Below are 16,270 nucleotides of genomic sequence, written 5' to 3' on the forward strand. Positions count from 1 at the left end.
AACGCCGACAAGCGGTTCCGGCTCATTCACGCTCGGTATAACGGAAACAGTCGAAGTCCGCCGGCATCTTGGCGCCCGATACGTCGTAGCACGCCATGCCGACGAAGGTGCCGGTGAAGTTCGGCATCCCCGGAAAAGTAGCCTCGTCAGACAAGATGCTCGCATCGAAATATTGCGGAAGCCAGCACCAGTCCCCGCTTCCTTGCGGCCGATAGGCGAAGCGCGCGACTTCATGGTCGACGTCGACGCGCAAACCGACCGGCCCGTCCGCCAGTGCAACCGGCTGCATGACGACGTTGCACTGCCCCTCCGTGGGGATGGCGGACATGACCTGGATTTGGCGCCGGCCGTGATCGTCGGCGGTGATCTGGAGGAAGTGGAATTTGGTACTGTTGTAGTAGCAGATCAGTCCTGCCGCTTGCTGGAAGTTGGCGGGTGTGACGTCCACCGATGTTTCCGCCGTATAGCGGAACGCCTGCTGGCGCCGCGCCACGAGCGATTGCTCGAAATGGCTGCCGATCGTCTCCCGGCCGAACAGGCGAAGATAGCCGGCACGTTCGGACAGGCTGAACAGATGTTCCGGGCACGGCGTCCGCAGCCACTGAAAAGGCGCTGGCAAATCCGGAGAATCGAAGTCGTACCGCTCGTCGGTCAGGGTTGGCGCCGAGCGTGCCGGCGAGTCCACCTCAAGCAGCGGGTTCGCCTTACCGTCCTCGGTCCGCAGCCAGCCGTCCTCACCCCAGCGCATCCGCTGGATCGCAGTCTCCCGCCCGAGCACGCACCGGTCGCTAACCGCTAGCGGCCGGCCGCACAGGTAAACGAGCCAAGGCTCACCGTCCGGGCCATCGACCAGATCGCCATGGCCCGCCCGGGCGAGGGGCGCGTCCGGCTTGTTGGCGGAGGTCATCACCGGTCCGTCCGGATGGACTTCGTAAGTGCCGAAAATGGACCTTGACCGTGCCATCACCACGGCATGGTTCCGCTCCGTCCCGCCTTCAGCGACGAGGAGATGGTACCAGCCGTCGCGCTTGTAGAGGTGCGGCCCTTCGGTGAAGCCGAGCCGCGTCCCTTCGAAGATCTTGTGACGCTCTCCGACGAGTTGCTGACTCGCAAGATCGAATTCCTGCATCAGCACGCCGGCAAAGCGGCGGCGTCCCGGACGATGATCCCACAACATGTTCAGCAACCAGCTCTTGCCGTCGTCGTCGTGAAACAGCGCCGGGTCGAAGCCGCTGCTATTAAGATAGACGGGGTCCGACCACTCGCCATCGATCGCGTCGGCCCAGACATAATAATTGTGAAAGTCACGCAGCGACGCGCCCATCGCGCCGTCCACCGTCGTCCGCCCGTAACGCTTCACGTCTGTAAAAGTGAGGTGGAAGCGACCGTTCGCAAAGCTCAGGTCAGGCGCCCAGACACCGCAGGAATCGGGATTGCCGCGCATGTCCAGCTGCGATGCGCGGCGGAGCGGACGAGCCACGAGCTCCCAATTGGCGAGGTCTTTGGAGTGATGAATCTGGACTCCCGGAAACCATTCAAAGGTCGAGGTGGCGAGGTAGAAATCGTCGCCGACCCGGGCGATCGAGGGGTCCGGATTGAAACCGCGAAGAATCGGATTGCGGATGGTCATGAAGGCTTTCTGATCAAGGTCCAGAGCAGGAGGGCACCGACCAGGTCGCCGACGCCGAGAAGGATGAAGAAGGGCTGGTAGCCGACGGTGTCGACAAATGAACCCAGCACAAGCGTGAAAATCAGTACCCCTAGGTTCGCCGCCATCCCGGCGACGCCGGTCGCGGTCCCCACCTCCTGCTTTTCGAACAGGTCCGAGGACATGGTGATTACGGTTACCGACAACGTCTGATGGGCGAAGCCGCCCAGGCATAGTAGCGCAACGGCAAGCACCGGGCTTTCCACCGCGCTGACGAACATCATGCCGGTCATCAGCACGGCGCCGACGGTGAAGGCCGAGCGGCGGGCGTCGATCAGGTGCATGCCCCGGCGGTGGAGCCAGGCCGCGACTGCGGGCCCGAAAAGGCATCCAAGGTCAGCCGCGAGGAATGGCAACCAAGCGAACAGAGCGATCTGCGTCAGATCGAAATTCCGGACCGTGGTCAGGTAAAGCGGCATCCACAGCGACAACATTCCCCACACGGGGTCGGCAAGGAAGCGGGCCGCTGCAATCGCCCACAGCTCACGCCGGCGCAGCAGCTTCCTCAAGACTGGAGGGCGGCGCTCGCCCTTTAGCCGCTGTTCCTGACCGGAAAGGATGAGATCGCGCTCGCGTTCGCTGATCGCCCGGTGACTGGCTGGAGGCGCGTACCACAGCAGCCAGGGCACCACCCAAAGCAGCCCGGCAGCTCCGGCGACGACAAAGGCCAAGCGCCAATCGTGGGTGTAGATGGCCCAGGCCACCAGCGGAGGTGCGAGCACGGCGCCCAGCGACGCCCCGATGTTATATATGCCGCCGGCCAGGCCTCGCTCACGGGCAGGAAACCATTCCGCGACGACCTTCATGCCCGCGGGTTGGCCCGAACCTTCCACCAAGCCCAATGCGCCGCGAAGGCCTGCGAAGCTCATCCAGCCCGTTGCAAGGCCATGCGCCATCGTCAGCAGGGACCAGATTGCGACAAAGATCGCGAAGCCGACCTTCAGGCCGATCACGTCGAGGATGTAGCCGGCCACTGGCTGAAGCATCACGCCGACCTGAAATGCACCTGTGATCCAGCTATACTCGGCCGAGGAGATATTCTGTTCGGCAAGGATGGTCGGCGCCGCGACGCCAAGGACGCTGCGACTCAGATAGTTCAGGATCATCGCAACGACGAACAGGCCCATGATGGACCAGCGCACGTAACCGAATATTCGCACGTCCCCTCCAGACGGTAACGTTATCTCACCATAGGTTCCACTCTCGCATAAGGGCAAGTCCTTCCCGGTACGCGAACCTGCATCTTAGCGGCTTCGAGCCGCCAAACGATACCGCACGATCCAACGGGTGTGACTTGCCTGCAACGGGCAGGCCAAGAGTAAGTCTTTGATCTGCTAATGGTTTTCCTCGGTTCTATTCGTTTGTCAGACGAAAAGGAAAAAATCCAACTCGCAGCATTGAAATGGAATTGACCCTGCCAATCGGCGTAGATACCAATGGTAACGTTAACGCACCGACGTAAGTTCGGGCAGTCAACGCTAACAAGAACAGCCGGCGCTGGGGCCCGGCACGGAGGGCATGTCATGATGGTACAGGGGGGCTGCGAAGCCGAGATCGGCGCGCACATTGAAACTCAGGCGATTGTTGAAGCTGGTCAGGCACGTCGCGCCTTTGCGCTGACGAGAACGAGCCTAGTGGCGATCAGCTGCGCACTTCTGGCGCAGCCGGCGTTCGCGCAGACCGCCAGTGCCGGCGACCCGGCAGTTCAGGCCGACACGACGGCTCAAGACGTGCCGGCGACCGACACCGGTGTGGTTGAGCCCGTTGAGGCTTCCTCCGGGGAAGCTGCGCAAAAGGCTTCCGACATCGTCGTCACCGGCACCCGCATCCGCAGCAACGGCTTCGCTGCGCCGACGCCCACGTCCGTCGTCGGCGAGGAGCAGATCCAGGCGAACGCCCAGCCAAACGTCTTCACGACGATCGCTCAGTTGCCGTCGCTTCAGGGCTCCACGGGTTCGACCATCAATACCTTCAGCACGTCCAGCGGTCAGCAGGGCCTCAGCGCCTTCGCGCTTCGTGGTCTTGGTTCGATCCGCACCCTGACGCTGATCGACGGCCAGCGGGTCGTCCCGGCTTATTACAACGGCACCGCGGACGTCAGCCAGTTCCCGCAGCTGCTGATCAAGCGCGTCGACGTCGTCAACGGCGGCGCTTCCGCATCCTATGGTTCGGACGCGGTCGGCGGTGTGGTGAACTTCATCACCGACACCCGCTTCGTCGGCATCAAGGGCAATCTGCAGGGCGGCATCAGCAAGTATGAGGACAACAAGAGCCGCCTTGCGCAGCTTGCCGTCGGCACGAACTTTCTGGACGAGCGGCTCCACGTCGTCGCCAGCGGCGAATATGCCAAGGACGACGGCGTCGGTCCGGGCGATTTCGGCATTGGCATGGCCAACGGTCGCGACTGGTTCCGTCAGCAGACTCAGATCAACCTCAACGCCGAGACCGGTGGAAATCCGCAATATCTGATCCGCAGCTACGCCCAGCCGTACAACTACACGCGCTACGGCGTGATCAATAACGGTCCGCTGCAGGGCATCGCTTTCGACGCCAACGGCAACCCATTCCAGTTCGAATATGGTTCAAACGGTGTGCCGGCACGCAATGCCAGCGGCGCCGTGATCGGCTGTTTCCCCGGCGTCTGCATCGGCGGTGATACCTCCGGCAACGTCGACAGCGGCCGTTCCCTGCAATCGGCGGTCAAGCGCCTGACCGGCTACGGTCGTGTCGGTTACGACTTCGCCGACAACAACGAAATCTACGTCTCCTACAGCTACGGCCGGGTGCAGACGAGCAACCAGCCGGTGAACGGACAGCAGCGTCCGGGCCTGACGATCCAGTGCGCGAACCCGTTCGTTCCGCAATCGGTCAGAAACCAGTGCGCGACCGCCGGAATCACCCAGTTCGGCTACGGAACCAGCGGCTACATCCTGCCGAACACCCGCGTCGAAACGGACCGCAGGCAGTATCGCGTCGTCGTCGGTGTGAACGGCTCGATCGATCTGGGTACCGAATGGAACTACGACGCCTACTATCAGCGCGGCATCAATCGCATCGCGGTCGACGTCAGCAACATCTCGCTCAACCAGCGTTTCCTGCGCGCGATCGACGCCACGACCATCAACGGCCAGATCGTCTGCCGCGACGCCGTTGCGCGGGCCTCGGGTTGCCAGCCGATCAACATCCTGAGCGGTGCGGCGCCCTCTGCAGCCGCACTCGAATATGTGCAGCCGGCCAACGGCCCGTACCAGCGGATGCGGATCACGCAGGATGTCGCCAGTGCCAACTTCTCGGGTTCGCCGTTCGACCTTTGGGCCGGTCCGGTCTCGATCGCCTTCGGTGCGGAGTGGCGGCGTGAATATTATACCGTTCGCGCCGATCCCTATGGCGCCGGTACGCTCGCGGAACCGAACAATGCTGACTACCCTGCCGACCCGATCCTGACGCCCGCGCAGGCGGAATTCGGCGGCAACTGGTACGCCGGCAACTACAAGAACGGCAGCGGCGATTATAACGTCAAGGAAGCCTATCTCGAAGCCGACGTTCCGCTGTTCAATGCCGACTGGATCGGCCGCGGCAACGTCAACGGCGCGGTTCGCGTCACCGACTACAGCACCTCCGGTGTCAACTGGACGTGGAAGATCGGCGGCACCTGGAACACGCCGTTCGAGGGACTGCGCATCCGCGGCGTAACCTCCAAGGACGTTCGCGCACCAAACCTGTCGGAGCTTTATGCAGCCCCGGTCAGCACCAGGCTTCCGCAGTTCTTCGATCGCGCTCAGAACAAGCAGGTGATCGTGCTGCAGAGCGTGGGCGGCAACCCGGACCTCAAGCCGGAAGTTGCGCGCAACACGTCAATCGGATTTGCACTATCGGGCAATCCGTTGCTGCCGGGCTTCGGCCTGTCGGTCGACTGGTACAAGATTAAGGTGAAGGGCCTGATCGGAACGCTGGGTGCCCAGCAGATCGTCGATTATTGTTACGACAACGTCTTGCCGACCTGCGACGCGTTCAACCTGAACAACACCGCCGGCGAGAATTTCATCAACGTGGTCCCGTTCAACTTCGGCTACATCAAGACGAACGGCTGGGACATCGAGGCGAGCTATCGTTGGCAGCGCCCGCTGGGCCTGGCGGGCAGCTTCACGCTGCGTGGCCTCGCAACCCACATCGATGAATATGTCACCGCGCAGGGTCTGCCGAACACGATCCCGACCGACACGGCCGGCGTCAATCAAGGCACGACCCCCAACTGGAAGTTCCTCACGGTCCAGAACTACACCACCGACCGCTTCTCGCTCTACACGCAGCAGCGCTGGTTCAGCGACGGTCTGATCAACAACCACAACTGGATCGAATGTCAGACGACCTGTCCGACGGGTCGGACCGCACTCGAGCGGAACCTGTACCCGACCATCGAGGACAATTCGATGAAGGGCGCCTTCTACTTCGACATCGGCGGTTCGTTTAAGATCAACAATCAGTTCGAAGCCTACGGCAAGATCGACAATCTGTTCGATCGCGACCCCGTCCTTGGCCTGTTTGCCAACCCGTCGCTCTACGACATGGTCGGCCGCATGTATCGCGCAGGCGTCCGCTTCAAATTCTAGGCTGTTGGTCCAGAAATAATCGTCTCTCCCTCGTCCCGGCCTTGCGCCGGGACTTTTTTTGGGGCGGGAGGCATTTGTTTCTAGCAATGAATTTGCAACCAGAATCGACTGTCGAATCGGGAGTGGGAAGTTGACGAAGCCTGCCGGGCGCACCCGCGGAGCCACGATCAAGGATGTTGCGGCGCGCGTCGGCGTGTCGCCGATGACCGTGTCCCGGGTGATCAACGGGCAGGCGGGCATGCGACCGGAGACCCGCGCAGCGGTGATGGCTGCGATCGCGGAGCTTTCCTACAAGCCCAACGTTGCCGCCCGAAGTCTCGTTACCTCGGCCGAGCTGCGGATCGGCGTTATCTATTCCAATCCAAGCGCCGCCTTCATGAGCGAATTCCTGACCGGTGCGTTCGAGGAAGCCGCCTCGCAGGGCGCCCGGCTGATCATCCTGCGTGCGCCGAAGGGCAAGAATCCCACGGCCGAGATGATGAAGGAGTTTCTCGCCTCGGGCTTGTCGGGGGTGATCCTGACCCCGCCTCTCGGCGACTCCGCGGCCTTGCTTCAAACCTTGGAAGAAGCGGGGCTTCCAACCGCAACTGTCGGCGCCTACTCGGAGGCGAACACCATCTCCGTGCGGATCGACGACAGATCGGCCGCCTATGAGATGGCCCGTCACCTGGTAGATCTGGGGCATCGTCGTATCGGGTTCATCTCGGGAAATCCGGATCAGGCTGCGTCCGCGGAACGTATGGCCGGTTTCTACGAAGCAATCCGCGAGTCGCAGGCGGAAGCCGCTATTGCTCAGGGTGATTTCAGCTTCAAATCGGGGCTGACGGCGGCCGAGCAATTGCTCGACTGCCAGCCCGCGCCTTCGGCAATTTTCGCAAGCAACGACGATATGGCGGCGGCGGTCGTATCGGTGGCGCACCGCCGGCACCTCGACGTGCCAGGGGAGCTGACGGTTGTGGGCTTCGACGACACCATCCCGGCGGTGACGTTATGGCCGCCCCTGACCACCGTGCACCAGCCGGTTCAAAAGCTTGCCGCAGAGGCGATCCGCCTGTTGGCGCAACGCATATCAGTGCCCGGCAATGGTGATGGAAGCCGCCAGCAATGCATCCTCGAGCATAGCATCGTGCATCGGGACTCGGCGGCTCGCCCGACCACCTCGGTTCCGCCGGCCCGACCGCAAATAGTGCGGCGGAGCGGCACACCGTAATTCGAGGGATCGGGTTCCGGCTTACTGGAATGCCAAGTTGCGTCCGAAGAACGGCATCACATATTCCTGGAAGCGGACGGCAACGGCACTCGTGTGATCGCCGGGATAGACTTCGTATCCGTGCGCAATCTTGTAGCGATTGAGTGCCTGGTGTAGCTTCTCGGCGTCCGCCTTCAGCCCGTCCTTGTCGCCGACGTCGACCGAAATCGCCTTGTACCGGCGAAGATCGGCGACATGTTGGTCGAAGAAGGCCAGCGGCGAATTGGCGGCCCACCGCGCGACGACATCGTCGCCATCCTGGCCGGACGGAAGGTCGAGAAACAAGGGCGCATTGGCGGGGTCGGGGGACCAGGCGGATGCCGAAGCGAGCGTGGCCCGCTCCATCCATCCGAGTTTCTGAGCCTCCTCGATCGATTTGACGCTCTTCAGCTTGGCCAACAACTCGGGCGTGAGACCGCCGGCGGAACGCGGCGACAGGCAGCAGCCGCTCATGACGTAGAGGGCGCCGAAGACGTCCGAATGGTTCATGCCGATCCGGGTCGCGCCATAGCCACCCATTGAATGACCAACGAGGCCGCGGCTCTCGCGTCGCGGCAGGGTACGGAAGTTCTTGTCGACGTACGCAACGAGATCGCGTGCAACGAAGGTCTCGAAATCTCCCGTCGTTGGGGAGCGCGAGTACATCGAGCCATTATGAACGGTTTTGCTGTCGGGAAGAACGACGATGACCTCCGGCGTGCCCTTGGCGAAGGCGCCTTCCACCGTCTGCGGGACATGGATTTCCTTGATCCACTGCTCGGCGCCGATCGAATAGCCGTGAAGTGCGTAGACGACGGGATACCGGCGCCGGGGCGATGAAGCGTAGCTCGGCGGCAGCACGACGATGACGTCGCGATCTGCGCTGTTTCCTTCCAGATTGCCTTCAAGAGCCGCGGAATGCACCTTGATCCGTTGAAGCGTGACCTTCTTCGCTCCGGGGACCGGATCCGGAACCTGGGTGGCGACTTGCGCCGACGCCGACGTCAATCCTCCAATCGTTGCGGCCGCGAGCGACAGAGCGACCAAAACTCGAAACTGCAATCTCATCCGCCATCCTCCCGGCATTGCTTCATTCACTGTTGCACCGGCCATTCTCTTGGGGCTGGCGCACGCGACGATGAACGCTATTGTCAGAGTAATAAACAGGAGGGATTCGGCAATGTGGGTTCGCGCGTTCCGCTGGTCGGCGTTTCTTGGCACTTCGGTGGCGGCAGCGGCATTGATCGCTGCTACGCCGGCAATGGCCCAGTCGGGGTCGCTTGCGGCATCCGGCAGATGGTCCGCTTACACCGGCGGCAATGCCCCGCTGCCGCCAATGGGCTGGAACAGCTGGAATGCTTTCGCGAGTGACATCGACGAAGCCAAACTGATGGGTTCGGCGGAAGCGATCGTGAAGCATGGCCTCGCTGCCAAGGGCTATCGCTATGTCGATCTCGATGACGGTTGGTGGCTGAAGCGGCGGCAGCCGGACGGCCGCATCATCATCCGCACGGCGAACTTTCCATCCGCGCTGACAGCCGACGGCAACACCAGCTTTCGCCCGCTCACCGACCGGCTTCATGCGATGGGGCTGAAGGCCGGTATCTATTCCGACATGGGCAAGAACAGCTGCGCGCAGCTGTACAGCACGACCGGTCTCAACCAGCCGGTCGGCACGTTCGATGAAAAGGAAGTCGGCCTTCACGGCAACGTGGACAAGGACATCAAGCTCTACTTCGAGGAGTGGGGCTTCGACCTCATCAAGGTCGACGCGTGCGGGCTTCGCGGCCTGACGCCGGAAAGCCCGTGGGTGAAGCAGGGTAAGTTCCGCGCACTGACTCCGGTGGTGGACAGCGAGAGCCTTGGCCGAACCAACATCCCGGAAGCCAAGAGGTTATACGCGCAGGTTCGGGCAGCGCTCGAGAAGTATAACCCGGACAACGACTTCGTCTTCTCGCTCTGCCTGTGGGGGGCCGCGGACGTGCGCGCTTGGGGCAAGGATATGGGCAACATGTCGCGGACCAGCGACGACATCGCCCCGACCTGGGGCCGAATGCTGCACAGCTACGACAGCGCGGTCAGGCGTCCGCTCTACGGCCACCCGGGATCGTGGAACGATCCGGACATGCTCTACATCGGCGCCGGCGACTTCGATGAGAAGCATCTCACCGAAGCGCGCTCACACATGTCGCTGTGGGCGATGCTGAACGCGCCGCTGATGATCGGCTACGACCTTCGCAAGGCGCCCAAGTCCTTGCTCGACGTGTTCGGCAATGCAGCCGTGATCGCGCTCAACCAGGATCCTGCCGGCAATCAGGCGGTGCTGGCCTATGACTCCAATGACGTTCAATTCCTAGTGAAGACGTTGGCGAACGGCGACAAGGCAGTGGCTTTATTCAACCGCACGGCGATGCCGCTGGACGTCAGCCTGACCGCCGAACAGCTCAAATATCTGGACGATGCGGATGTTCAGCTCACCGATCTTTGGACGGGCAAGTCCATGCGCTTCAAGAAAGAGCAAAGCTTCAAGCTCGCGCCGCACGAAACCCTTGTGTTCCGCGCCAAGGGCACGCGCCGCCTCGCCAACGGGCTGTACCTGTCGGAGATGACCGGCCGCGTGAATCCGGCAGTGGATGGCGTGGTCGTCCCTGAGCCGGAGCCGATGATCCACCGGCCGATCTTCTGGGCGGGTACACACGGGATGGGCGAGCCGCCGCGCTACGGCGGCTGGGGCGGCGCGCAGGCCGATGCGACGCCTTATGCCATGCGCATCAACGTCGGCGGGACGCCGTATGAGACGGGCATCGGTATCCTTGCGAACTCCAGGCTTGAGGTTCGCAACCCCGGCTTCAGCACATTCAACGCGATGGTCGGGGTGGACGACAGCGCCTTCGCCAAGGCGCGCCCGGTCACCTTCCTCGTCTATGGCGACGGCAAGCTGATCGCCCAGTCGAAGCCGATGCGCTTCGGTCAAAAGCCTGCGCCGCTGACCGCCAAGGTCTCGGGCGTGAAGATCGTCGAACTGGTGGCCAAGACGGCCGGTCCAGTCCCGCAAGCTTTCCCGGTCGCCTGGGGGAGGCGGCGCTGACGCGATGAAGGCGCTTCTCTGCAATCAGCCGCAGGAACTCGACCTGATCGAACGGTCGGTACCGGCAATCGGAGAGGACGAAGCGCTGGTGCGCATTCGCCGGGTGGGGCTATGCGGAACCGACTACCACATCTTCGGCGGGCGCCACCCGTTCGTGAATTACCCTTTGGTCATCGGCCACGAATTGTCGGGCGAGGTGGCGGAGGTCGGTGAGGGGTCGCGCTTCAAGGTTGGCCAGCCGGTTGCGATAAACCCTTATCTCAATTGCGGCCACTGCATCGCCTGCCGCCGCGGCAAGCCCAATGCCTGCGTCAACATTCGTGTGCTCGGGGTCCACACCGACGGCGGCATGTGCGAGTTGCTGGCCGTGCCTGACAGCGCACTGATCGACGCGGCGGGACTGACGCTCGACCAGGCAGCGATGCTGGAATTCCTTTCGATCGGCGCCCATGCCGTCGCGCGTTCGCCGCTCCGGGCCGGGGACAAGGTTTTGGTGATGGGCGCCGGTCCGATCGGCGTTGCGTCGGCCCTGTTCGCCCAGCTTGACGGCGGCGTGGTCACCCTGGTCGACACCCGCGCCGCGCGGCTCGACTATGCGCGCGACAAGCTCGGCTTCACGAATGTGGTGGTTGCCGATGACTCACTCGCCGCCACGCTTGCGGAGCGGACCGCCGGCGACATGTTCGATGTCGTGTTCGATGCCACCGGCAACCTGACCGCAATGGGTCGAAGCGTGCTTCATGTGGCGCATGGCGGAAGCCTCGTGCTGGTCGGCGTCGCGCCCGGCGATCTCATCTTCGCCGATCCCGAATTCCACAAGAGGGAAATGACGTTGGTCGCCAGCCGCAACGCGCTGGCCGCCGACTTCGACCGCGTGGCCGACGCGATCCGCTCCGGCCAGATTCCGACCGACGCGCTGCACACCCACAGCCTTACCCTGGACGAGGTTCCGCAAGGATTGCCGGACCTCATCGATCGGGCCGACCATGTGTTGAAAGCAATTACGACCGTTTGAACGAAAACGGGCGCCAAGACCCCGCAATGGAGAGATTCTCGAGATGAGCAACGCCACCGCCTGTCGGCTGCATTCAAGCCGCCGGACGTTCCTGATCTCCACCAGCGCGCTCGCTTTTCTCCCCGTGAGCGGGTGGGCCGCGACCGTCGTTAAGGACCGGCAAAAGGTCCGCGCCGCGCCGCTCGGCAGCGTCCGGCTCAAGCCGTCGCTCTTTGCCGACCATGTCGAGGCAAACCGCAAATATCTCCGCTCGCTCGAGCCGGAGCGGCTGCTGCACAATTTCTACGTGTCCGCCGGCTTGCCGCCAAAGGGTGAGCGCTACGGCGGCTGGGAAAGTCAGGGGATCGCCGGACACTCGCTCGGCCACTGGCTCACCGCTTCCTCGATCCTGATCGCCAATGGCGGCGATCCGGTGCTGGCCGCCAAGATCGATCGTGCGCTGGATGAACTCGCGCTAATCCAGAAGGCTCAGGGCGACGGCTACATCGGCGGTACCACGGTGCAGCGCGAGGGCAAGTGGGTCGACGGCAAGATCATCTTCGAGGAGGTCCGCCGCGGTGACATTCGCACGCAGGGCTACGACCTCAACGGCGGCTGGGTGCCCATCTACACGTGGCACAAGGTCCAGGCGGGGCTTATCGATGCCTACCAACTCGCCGGCAAGCGCAAGGCCATGCCGGTGCTGCTCGGCATGGCCGACTATCTCGCGAAGATCATCGAAGGCTTGCCGGACTCCAAGATCCAGGACCTGCTCCACGCCGAGCATGGCGGGATCAACGAGGCCTACGCAAACCTCTACGCCCTGACCGGTACGCCGCGCTGGCTCAAGGTCGCAGAGAAGTTGCGGCACAAGGAAGTGCTGGATCCGCTGACCGCCCGCAAGCACGTGCTTTCCGGGCTTCACGCCAACACGCAGATCCCGAAGCTGATCGGCGTTGCCCGGCTTTACGAGCTGACCGGCAATCCGGCGCATGCCACCGCCGCGACGTTCTTCCACGACACGGTCACACACCGGCACAGCTACGTCATCGGCGGCAATTCGGAGCGGGAACATTTCGGACCGGCGGGCCAGCTTCAGGGCCGCCTCACCAATGCGACCTGCGAGGCCTGCAACAGCTACAACATGCTGAAGCTCACCCGGCACCTCTTCAGCTGGGCGCCGCAGGGAAGCCTGTTCGATTATTACGAGCGGACGCAGCTCAACCACATGCTCGCGCATCACCGGCCGGATGACGGCATGGTCGCCTATTTCATGCCGATGGCGGCGGGCGAGAAGCGCAAATATTCGACCCCCGAAAACGACTTCTGGTGCTGCGTCGGCTCGGGGATGGAAAGCGCCGCGAAGCATGCGGATTCCATCTACTGGTCGGATGGGGAGACGACCTTTGTGAACCTGTTCATCCCGTCCTCGCTGGATTGGGAGGAGCAGGGCGTGCGGATCGATGTCGACACGCAGTTTCCCGACGACGGCACGGTGGATTTGACGCTGCGCCGGATGCCGGCCGACAAGACCCTGGCTGTTCGTATCCCTTCGTGGGCAAGTGACGCCAAGCTGTCGATCAACGACGAGCCGGCTGAGATCGAGCGCCGCAACGGTTATGCGATGATCAAACGCAAGTGGCGGGCCGGCGACCGGGTGCGGCTGCAGATGGCGATGCCGCTCCGGTCAGAGCCATTGCTGGGTGACCCCTCCACGGTGGCCTTCTTGAAGGGGCCGCTGGTGCTGGCTGCCGATCTGGGCCCGAGTGCAGTGGAATATACCGGCCCGGCACCGGCCTTGCGGGTCGAAGGAGATGCGCTGGCAGCTTTGGTGCCAGCGGCGGACGGCAGTTTCCGTGTTCGCCACGTGCTCGGCCAGGACATGACGCTGCGGCCCTTCTTCCCACTCTACGACCGCCGCACGGCCGTCTATTTCAAGACCTTCACGCCCGCATCCTGGGCCGCCGATGGCGCGGCCTTTCTGGCAGCCGAGAAGGCCCGCGCGGAGCTGGCCAGCCGGACGATCGACCTGTTTCATATCGGCGAGCAGCAGCCGGAACAGGATCACGGCTTCACCTCGACCAAAAGCGAGGTCGGCACCTTCTACGGCAAGACCTCCCGCAATATTTCGGAAGGGGGGAGCATCTCCTTCAAGGTTGCCCGCACCAAGGCGCCGTCGGTGTTGCAACTCACCTATGTCTGGTGGGAGCGGGACCGTACGATGGACATCTTCATCGACGGCAAGCTGATCGCAACCGAACTGCGACCGCGGACGGAGAAGGACGATTGGGTGGTCGTCGACTACCCGCTGCCCGCCACCGACAATCCGCAGTCGGAGGTGCGGCTCGTCGCGCGCAAAGGCAGCATTCAGGTGTTCGGCGTCCGTGTCCTCCAAACCACGGCGCCAACCGCAAAGCTTTCGTAAAGGAGTTCACTGGGGGTATGAGAAAGATGTTCGCGGTGCCGGGCCTGCTGGCCGGCGCCATGCTGATGGCGGTTGCCGCTTCGGGAACCGCCATAGCGCAAGGCCCGCAAGCTCCGGCCGCAGCGCCCATTCCGCCGCAGGGCCTTGCCCCGTATTTCGTGCGCGCCAACAGCGTACCGAAGGCGCCCGATGCCGATGGTTTCCTGCAGCGCTGGCGATTGCTCGAGCCGATCGTCAAGCCGAACCGAAGCAACACGGGCTTCACCGGCACCTACGTCCGCCAGGCGTTCGCGCAGCAATATTTCCCGGGTCAGTTCACGCTCGTTCCCCGCGACGGCCAGACGGTCCGCGCCGCAACGCCGCTCAAGTGGCACGCGCTCGACTCCACCGACTTCGACGTGAAATTGTTCAACTTCGCGCAGGGGCTCGGCAAGCCGACCTACGGTGTGATCTTCTGGGCGGTGACGATCGTCGACGCGCCGCGCGAAATGCGGAACGTACGCCTGGCGGTTGGATCCAACTCCGCATCCATGTGGTGGGTCAACGGCAAGGAAGCGGCCGGCCTGTTCGGCGACAGGCGCATGGAGATGGACGATGTCCTCTCGGCGCCGCTGACGCTGAAGAAGGGCCGCAACATCATTCGCGGCGCCGTGATCAACGGTCCCGGCCTCAGCGACTTCTGCGTCCGCTTCGTCGACGCCGCCGGACAGCCTGTCCGCGACATCACCCTCGTCACCCGCTGATCTGCTGGAGCACCCATGAGGAATCTCCTTTTCACCGCCTTGCTGGCCGCGCTGCCGGCGACCGCTTCCGCCCAGCTCGCGGGCGAGCCCTTCATCCACGATCCGTCGACCATCATAGAATCGAACGGGCGATATTACACCTGGGGCACCGGTCCCGGCTCGCTCGTCTCCGACGACGGCTGGACTTGGAAACAGGGTGCCAAGCGCCCGGGCGGCGGCCTTGCGCCGGACGTCATCCAGATCGGCGACCGTTATTACCTGGCTTATGCGGCGAGCGGCGGCGGTCTGAACGGCGGCCATGCCGGCAAGATCAACATCGCCTGGAGCAAGTCGCTCGACCCCAAGTCGCCCGATCATAAATGGCATGAGGTCGGCACAGTCGCCTCCAGCACTGGCTTAGAAAATAACGACGCCATCGACCCGGCCTTCCTGCTCGCGGACGGGCGTCTGTGGCTCAGTTACGGCACGTATTTCGGCACGATCCGGATCGTCGAACTCGATCCGAAGACGGGCCAGCGCCTCGCCGGCAACCAGCCGGTCGACATCGCCATCGACATGGAAGCGACCGCGCTGCTTCACCGCAACGGCTGGTATTATCTGCTCGGCACCCACGGCACCTGCTGCGACGGGCCGAACTCCTCCTACAACATTCGCGTTGGCCGCTCGCGAAGCCCGACCGGGCCTTACGTCGACCATGTCGGCATTCCCCTGCTGAAGGGTGGTGGCAAGCTCGTGATCGCGGGGCGGGGCCGCCAATATGGGCCGGGTCATTTCGGCCTGATCGACGTCGGCCAGGAAATCCAGAAGTTCTCGATGCACTATGAGTCCGACCTGGATCGCAGCGGCCGCAGTATCCTCTCAATCGCGCCCTTGCTTTGGCAGGACGACTGGCCGGTCGCAGGCGAGAACCTCCGCGCCGGCACCTACGAGATCCAGTCCGAACGAAGCGGCGGCGCGCTGCAGCTCACGACCGACTTCATCCGGATGCCGTTCGACGTTCGCCGCTCCTTCATGGGGCCGCCGGACGGAAAGGTCGCGCCGATCGCCAACCAGTCATTTGCGGAAGGCTCGGTGGGATGGCCGACGGGGACGATCGACGTCGACCTCGGCGATTACATGATCCGCGCGCACCAACAATGGGCGATCACCCCTGTGGTCGAGGCCGGCGGCGTGATGGGCACGCCATATTACAAGATTGTCATTGCCGGGACGGATCGTGCGCTGACGGCGACCCGCGACGACACGGTCAAGGCGGCACCGGCCTACTCCGGGGCAGCGGAGCAGCTTTGGCGGATCGACCAGCTGATTGACGGCACCTACCGGATCAGCCCCAAGTCGTCGGAGAAAAGGCGAGTGCCGTTGGCCCTGTCAGCCATCGGTGCAAGCACGCCGGTGCTGCAGCCGTACAACGGCAGCACCAACTTCCGCTGGCGCTTCATGACGCCCTAGGCGTGTTGCTGGACAGCGGGCGCCC

General features: G+C 63.3%; 10 protein-coding genes. 7 read left to right on the forward strand and 3 right to left on the reverse strand.

Translation table 11 applies throughout. The features are described 5' to 3' along the window. Positions 1-22 precede the first annotated feature (22 nt). Entirely contained in the window at positions 23-1,630 is a 1,608-nt protein-coding gene (locus tag G7077_RS12390; RefSeq protein WP_166411977.1) for a glycoside hydrolase family 43 protein, read from the reverse strand. Beyond that, positions 1,627-2,868, reverse strand: a complete 1,242-nt coding sequence (locus G7077_RS12395; RefSeq protein WP_246167200.1) for an MFS transporter — start codon at positions 2,866-2,868, stop codon at positions 1,627-1,629. The genes G7077_RS12390 and G7077_RS12395 overlap by 4 nt, the downstream gene beginning before the upstream one ends. A 363-nt stretch (positions 2,869-3,231) precedes the next feature. Between G7077_RS12395 and G7077_RS12400 the strand changes: the two genes are divergently transcribed. Both G7077_RS12400 and G7077_RS12405 read left to right on the forward strand, forming a co-directional pair. Then, complete coding sequence (locus G7077_RS12400; RefSeq protein WP_246167202.1) at positions 3,232-6,318, forward strand: TonB-dependent receptor plug domain-containing protein; 3,087 nt, start codon at positions 3,232-3,234, stop codon at positions 6,316-6,318. Between the two features lie 130 nt (positions 6,319-6,448). Further along, complete coding sequence (locus G7077_RS12405) at positions 6,449-7,528, forward strand: LacI family DNA-binding transcriptional regulator (RefSeq protein ID WP_166411978.1); 1,080 nt, start codon at positions 6,449-6,451, stop codon at positions 7,526-7,528. Between the two features lie 21 nt (positions 7,529-7,549). Here G7077_RS12405 and G7077_RS12410 read toward each other — a convergent pair whose 3' ends face one another. Beyond that, positions 7,550-8,608: an alpha/beta hydrolase gene (locus G7077_RS12410; RefSeq protein ID WP_246167204.1), complete on the reverse strand. Its 1,059-nt coding sequence runs from the start codon at positions 8,606-8,608 to the stop codon at positions 7,550-7,552. Between the two features lie 118 nt (positions 8,609-8,726). Here G7077_RS12410 and G7077_RS12415 point away from each other — a divergent pair, with 118 nt between their 5' ends. From G7077_RS12415 to G7077_RS12435, 5 genes are read left to right on the forward strand one after another with little or no spacing between them, the layout of a single operon-like run. Next, complete coding sequence (locus G7077_RS12415; protein ID WP_206367643.1) at positions 8,727-10,634, forward strand: NPCBM/NEW2 domain-containing protein; 1,908 nt, start codon at positions 8,727-8,729, stop codon at positions 10,632-10,634. Positions 10,635-10,638: 4 nt separating this feature from the next. Beyond that, complete coding sequence (locus G7077_RS12420; protein ID WP_166411980.1) at positions 10,639-11,649, forward strand: zinc-binding alcohol dehydrogenase family protein; 1,011 nt, start codon at positions 10,639-10,641, stop codon at positions 11,647-11,649. Between the two features lie 43 nt (positions 11,650-11,692). Further along, positions 11,693-14,053 (forward strand): glycoside hydrolase family 127 protein, encoded by a 2,361-nt coding sequence (locus G7077_RS12425; protein WP_166411981.1) that lies wholly within the window; start codon positions 11,693-11,695, stop codon positions 14,051-14,053. 17 nt (positions 14,054-14,070) lie between these two features. Next, positions 14,071-14,796 carry an acetylxylan esterase gene (locus G7077_RS12430; protein WP_206367644.1) on the forward strand — a complete coding sequence of 242 codons (726 nt, stop codon included), beginning with the start codon at positions 14,071-14,073 and terminating at the stop codon, positions 14,794-14,796. 15 nt (positions 14,797-14,811) lie between these two features. Continuing rightward, the gene (locus tag G7077_RS12435; protein ID WP_166411982.1) at positions 14,812-16,245 is read left to right on the forward strand and encodes a family 43 glycosylhydrolase; all 1,434 of its coding nucleotides are present in this window, start codon (positions 14,812-14,814) and stop codon (positions 16,243-16,245) included. Positions 16,246-16,270: the final 25 nt, after the last annotated feature.

It is taken from the genome of Sphingomonas piscis, assembly GCF_011300455.1.
Lineage (GTDB): Bacteria > Pseudomonadota > Alphaproteobacteria > Sphingomonadales > Sphingomonadaceae > Sphingomicrobium > Sphingomicrobium piscis.

Bases quoted from the DNA above. Each gene is read 5' to 3' on its own strand.
- G7077_RS12390 (WP_166411977.1), bottom strand. From the start codon at position 1,630: ATGACCATCCGCAATCCGATTCTTCGCGGTTTCAATCCGGACCCCTCG.
- G7077_RS12400 (WP_246167202.1), top strand. From the start codon at position 3,232: ATGATGGTACAGGGGGGCTGCGAAGCCGAGATCGGCGCGCACATTGAA.
- G7077_RS12415 (WP_206367643.1), top strand. From the start codon at position 8,727: ATGTGGGTTCGCGCGTTCCGCTGGTCGGCGTTTCTTGGCACTTCGGTG.
- G7077_RS12420 (WP_166411980.1), top strand. From the start codon at position 10,639: ATGAAGGCGCTTCTCTGCAATCAGCCGCAGGAACTCGACCTGATCGAA.
- G7077_RS12425 (WP_166411981.1), top strand. From the start codon at position 11,693: ATGAGCAACGCCACCGCCTGTCGGCTGCATTCAAGCCGCCGGACGTTC.
- G7077_RS12430 (WP_206367644.1), top strand. From the start codon at position 14,071: ATGAGAAAGATGTTCGCGGTGCCGGGCCTGCTGGCCGGCGCCATGCTG.
- G7077_RS12435 (WP_166411982.1), top strand. From the start codon at position 14,812: ATGAGGAATCTCCTTTTCACCGCCTTGCTGGCCGCGCTGCCGGCGACC.